This is a genomic window from Psychrobacter sp. (genome assembly GCF_018260395.1).
Lineage (GTDB): Bacteria > Pseudomonadota > Gammaproteobacteria > Pseudomonadales > Moraxellaceae > Psychrobacter.
This window is the reverse complement of record NZ_JAGLBC010000162.1, coordinates 1-4,966: the sequence shown is the minus strand read 5'-3', so window position 1 is coordinate 4,966 and position 4,966 is coordinate 1. Positions and strand designations below refer to the sequence as shown.

The following is a 4,966-nucleotide window of genomic DNA, read 5'->3' as shown; positions in this document are numbered from 1 at the left end:
TCTATTCAATAAAATACAATAAGATATAGAAGAACTTTTGTAATTAGCTCTGTCATAACTGTGTAACAAGCCAGCAGTTTTTTTTGCATTAATCGTCTAGTCACGTAAGAAATTAAATGGCACACTGTTTAATAGAAATAAGCGTAGCAGCTTTTAGATTTTAATAAATTTTTTTAAATCTAATTTTTAATTGTAAAACACTGTTTTAATTTATTAGCTATTTAAATTTTGAATTTTTTCACATTTTTAACCTTTTAAGGATAAAGAAATTATGCAACATCAAGATACTGCCAATAATAAAACTAAATTAATGCTAAAAAAAGTAATGGGTACGGCTCTATCAGGGGCGCTAATCTTAAGTATGCCTGTAATGGCTATCTCACAAGCTGCTCAAGCAGCTACTGCCGCTGATAGTTTAACTGCAGCCAAGCGTTTAAATAGTTTATTAGGTAATACTAAAAGTATGACGGCTAACTTCATCCAGACCACTAAAGGTCCGAATGGTGGAAAAAGTGGCTTAAGTGCTAAAAATGGCACTTTTTCAGGCACTATGAGTTTGCAGCGTCCAAATAATTTTCGTTGGAATATTACTTCACCTTCTGAGCAGTTAATTGTGACCGATGGTAATATGTTATGGGTTTATGATAAAGACTTGCAACAAGTAACCCGTCAAAATGCTGATCAACAGGTAGGCAATACGCCAGCGTTATTGTTATCAGGTGACACGAGTAAAATTGCCAATAACTTTAAGATTACTCAGCCTAATGCAACTAAAAACTATTATGTCTTATATCCAAAAAATAAAGGCAGTAACTTTAATAGCTTAGCTGTTAGCTTTAATGGTGGCAAACCAGTTATGATGGTATTGAATGATTCATTAGGTCAAGTTACCTCTATCAAATTCAATAATGTAAAATTGAATAGCAGTATTCCTAGCAGTCAATTTAAGTTTACACCACCAAAAGGTGTAGATATCATTAATCAGTAATCAGTGTCATAATTTTAGTCTAGTTGATTTTAACTACAATATACCTTAGGAACGAATGGTTTATTGCATAATAAAGATTTTCAATGTCACAAAGACTGTAAATCATACAGACTGAATAAGCGAAGACCTTAGCCTATGCTTGGGTCTTTTTTATTGGTTATAAAACAGTGTTTAGTCATGTCGTTTCGAAGATATGGTAAACTCTAATATAATATTAAGCATTAAAATTGGCATGACATTGATATAAAGCGAACATAAGTTTTAAGTGGCTATTACTATATTTGAGGATAAAATGACAGCTAAAGCAGTAACATCTGCCCCTAAACGTTCAGAGCAAAAACGTTCACGTGAAACTAAAATAAAGATACTAGATGCAGCACTGAAAGAGTTTTCTTCTGCGGGGTTTGATGGCGTCTCTACACGCGCTATAGCAAGTACAGCGGGGGTGAACCATACCCTAATTACTCATCATTTTGGAACTAAAGAAGACCTTTGGAAAGCTGCAGCCGAAGCAATATTTTATACTTATACCACGGAGTCAGAAAAGTATCTAAAAAGCCTAGGTAGTCTTGATCAACTCGATGTGGTCCGAGAACTATTGAAGCATTTTATAAATTTTAGTGCTGAGTTCCCAAACTTTCACCGCTTTATGATTCATGCCAATCATGGTGACTCTGAGTTGCTAAATTGGTTTATAGATAAGTACATAAAACCTTACTCGGATTCTGAGCTAAATTTATTATATCAAGCTCAAAAATTAGGTTTAATGCTTGAAGGTGATAGCTTACACGTGCGCTTTTTATTTATAGGGGCTGTGAATTCTATTTTCACTTTTGCACCGCAATTTAAAAGATTATCTGGCAAAGATCCGTTCTCAAAAGAAATCGTTGAACAACATATCGATTATATATTCAAGCTTTTTACACAAAAACCTATTGCTTGATAAATACTGATGGCTAATTAAAACACTGACAATATATTTAAGTTTATAGGCTAGTTATCTTATTGCTCTATAAGATATAAATTAAGTTAATAAATGCTTATTTTCCTTTTGCATCAGCCCAAATAATCTTATGTAGCTGTAATTGCAATCTTACTGGCAGCGCATCTTCCAAAATCCACTCAGCTAATTCTCGCGCTAAGCTTGGTACTTCAACGATAGATCCCCCTTTGTCATTAACATTGAACATAGGCGAGAACCAAACTGTACCCACTAATTTATCTAAATTGTACTCATTTAATATTTGTTTTGACCAGTCGTAATCACTACGATTCATAATTACAAACTTTATTTGATCGTGTAAGGTTAAATATTGAAGATTTGACCATAAGTTCTTGTCCGATTCGCCACTACTGGGTGTCTTAATATCCATTACCTTACTAACTGCAATGGGTACTTCTGATACGGATAGTGCACCAGCCGTCTCCAGCGATATCTCATAGCCTTCATGAAGCAAACGATTTATCAAGGCTATACAATTAGGTTGTGCCAATGGCTCTCCACCAGTGACGCAGACCCGCTTACAGGGATACTGAACTATATCGGCTATGATAGCATCTAAAGATAGTCTCTCTCCACCAACAAAGGAGTAGGTAGTGTCACAGTAAACACAGCGCAAAGGGCAACCCGTCAGTCGTACAAAAACTGTAGGTAGCCCTGACGTTAAAGCTTCCCCTTGTAAAGAGTAGAAAATCTCAGTCATACGCAAGCCAGCTTCAGGATCGGTTACAGGGATAAACTGGTTACGTAACGTAGTGACTTGAGTCATGGATGTTGACCTTTAAATTGGCTGTTAGCTAAAGATTTTAAAACTAGCTATTTGGTTCAGATAGAATATAGCGATGTATGGGGATGATAGTATAAATAATAAAGGTGCTTAGCGTAAATCTAAGCACCTTGAATGAAATTATTAAACTGTAATATCATGTTGGTAATTTTAATTATGGTTAGACTTAAATCATGATAATACTAGTACCTATGCCAAGCGTAGTAGTTCATTGATGCTAGTTTTAGAGCGTGTTTGGGCATCAACCTTCTTAACGATAACGGCACAATATAAGCTATGTGAGCCATCTTTAGACGGCAAATTACCAGAAACGACTACTGAGCCTGCAGGAACACGTCCGTAATAGATTTCGCCAGTTTCACGATCATAAATCTTTGTAGACTGACCGATATATACACCCATAGAAATTACTGAACCTTCTTCGACGATAACGCCTTCAACAATCTCAGAACGCGCACCGATGAAACAGTTGTCTTCAATAATAGTAGGGTTGGCTTGAAGAGGCTCTAATACTCCTCCGATACCTACGCCACCAGATAAATGCACGTTTTTGCCAATTTGGGCGCATGAACCAACAGTAGCCCAAGTATCTACCATAGTGCCTTCATCAACATATGCACCAATATTGGTATAACTTGGCATTAATACCACGCCTTTAGCGATAAAAGAACCACGACGAGCAACAGCAGGAGGTACCACACGCACACCTGACGCTTTAAATTGTTGTTCAGTCCAATCTGCAAATTTAGTTGGGACTTTGTCATAAAATTGTAGATGCTCACAGCTTGGCATTGGATAGTTATCATTCATACGAAATGACAGCAAAACAGCTTTTTTTGCCCATTGATTAACTACCCATTCACCATCTTTCTTTTCGGCAACTCTTAGGCTACCATTGTCTAATTGTTCTAAAACATTATTAACTGCGTCTTTTATGTCTTGTGGCATAGAGCTTGGGCTATAATCAGCGCGTTTTTCAAAAGCTTGTTCAATAATTTGTTCTAGTGACATGAGTTTTCCATATGAATTAGATGAAGGTAAAAATAAGATTGTGACAGCACACTTAGCTGCACAAGCCTTATTGTCGCTAATTTTAGTTTATTAAGCAAATAAACGCTTCATATTTTTAGCAGCAAACTCAGAAGTATACTTGGCATCATAGATAGCAATATAGATAGCTATCAAGGCTATGGCTTAATTGTGAATTTATGCTATAAGATTATTTAAACAATAAGATTTTAAACAATGTTTTTATCTATCCAAAATAATAAGTCTTCCAACACTTTTATACTTTCAACTTCATGCAAAGGTTCATGGCGCATACCTGTATAAAGCTTCATCTCAAGCTCCTCAAAGCCTTGTTTTTTCATACGCTTGTACAACTTACGAATGCCTTTTCCCATATTGCCTACAGGGTCATCATCTCCACTTATCAAGAGCATTGGGAAGTCATGCTCAATAGTCTCCGCCCAATTTTTGGCTAGACCAGTGTCCATTAACTTTACCAGAGTCCAAAAGCCATTATTGGTAAAATCGAAACCACATAACGGATCACTTTCATATTCTGCAATCGCTTTAGGATTATTGCATAACCAAGCATAATCTGACTTGATGGATTTATCCTTAATTTGTGATCTCAAAAACTTATTAATACCAGTTGCAAGCACTGAATTATGACGATGAGGCTGTAACTTATTTAATGTTTTGGTAATAGGATAAGCAGCTTTAACCAATGGATTGTAATCACTACTGCCCATAATAATTGCGCCCGCAAATTCACTATTATGTACTTGTAGCACATTGCGCACAATAAATGAGCCCATAGAATGTCCCATAATAAAATGAGGTACATCAGGATATTGAAGCTTCAATTTATCAGCCATTAATATGACATCTTTAAGTAATGTCTGAACCGGATGTGACTTAGAAAAAAAACCTAGTTCATCTGCATTGCGAATGCTACGACCGTGACCTAATTGGTCATATGCTAAAACCGCAATATCATGATCTGCTAAATATTGGGAAAATTCGGCATATCGTCCACTATGCTCTGTCATTCCATGTACGATAAGTAAAGTGGCTTTGGCCTTGTTCTTTGGTTGATAAATGGTATGGTGCAAAGAATGAACCTGATCGGTGGACATAACTGTCTTAGGCATAAAGAATCCTTAAAAATGGAATTAATTTGATG

5 protein-coding genes are annotated in these 4,966 nt (G+C 36.0%); 2 read left to right on the top strand and 3 right to left on the bottom strand.

The window, feature by feature from the left end:
- The first annotated feature begins 271 nt into the window (after positions 1-271).
- Positions 272-988, top strand: a complete 717-nt coding sequence (gene lolA, locus QZ265_RS09795; protein WP_296405728.1) for an outer membrane lipoprotein chaperone LolA — start codon at positions 272-274, stop codon at positions 986-988.
- 292 nt (positions 989-1,280) lie between these two features.
- The gene (locus QZ265_RS09790) at positions 1,281-1,931 is read left to right on the top strand and encodes a TetR/AcrR family transcriptional regulator (RefSeq protein WP_296405726.1); all 651 of its coding nucleotides are present in this window, start codon (positions 1,281-1,283) and stop codon (positions 1,929-1,931) included.
- A 97-nt stretch (positions 1,932-2,028) separates the two neighbouring features.
- Here QZ265_RS09790 and queE read toward each other — a convergent pair whose 3' ends face one another.
- The 3 genes from queE to QZ265_RS09775 all read right to left on the bottom strand — a co-directional run bounded on the left by queE (position 2,029) and on the right by QZ265_RS09775 (position 4,934).
- Positions 2,029-2,757: a 7-carboxy-7-deazaguanine synthase QueE gene (gene queE / locus QZ265_RS09785; protein ID WP_296405724.1), complete on the bottom strand. Its 729-nt coding sequence runs from the start codon at positions 2,755-2,757 to the stop codon at positions 2,029-2,031.
- Positions 2,758-2,964: 207 nt separating this feature from the next.
- Positions 2,965-3,786 carry a 2,3,4,5-tetrahydropyridine-2,6-dicarboxylate N-succinyltransferase gene (dapD, locus tag QZ265_RS09780; RefSeq protein ID WP_296405722.1) on the bottom strand — a complete coding sequence of 274 codons (822 nt, stop codon included), beginning with the start codon at positions 3,784-3,786 and terminating at the stop codon, positions 2,965-2,967.
- A 227-nt stretch (positions 3,787-4,013) separates the two neighbouring features.
- Positions 4,014-4,934, bottom strand: coding sequence for an alpha/beta fold hydrolase (locus QZ265_RS09775; RefSeq protein WP_296405720.1), 921 nt, complete (start codon positions 4,932-4,934; stop codon positions 4,014-4,016).
- Positions 4,935-4,966: the final 32 nt, after the last annotated feature.

Excerpts from the sequence above, each read along its gene's own strand:
- lolA (WP_296405728.1), top strand. The coding sequence starts at position 272 with ATGCAACATCAAGATACTGCCAATAATAAAACTAAATTAATGCTAAAA.
- QZ265_RS09790 (WP_296405726.1), top strand. The coding sequence starts at position 1,281 with ATGACAGCTAAAGCAGTAACATCTGCCCCTAAACGTTCAGAGCAAAAA.
- queE (WP_296405724.1), bottom strand. The coding sequence starts at position 2,757 with ATGACTCAAGTCACTACGTTACGTAACCAGTTTATCCCTGTAACCGAT.
- dapD (WP_296405722.1), bottom strand. The coding sequence starts at position 3,786 with ATGTCACTAGAACAAATTATTGAACAAGCTTTTGAAAAACGCGCTGAT.
- QZ265_RS09775 (WP_296405720.1), bottom strand. The coding sequence starts at position 4,934 with ATGCCTAAGACAGTTATGTCCACCGATCAGGTTCATTCTTTGCACCAT.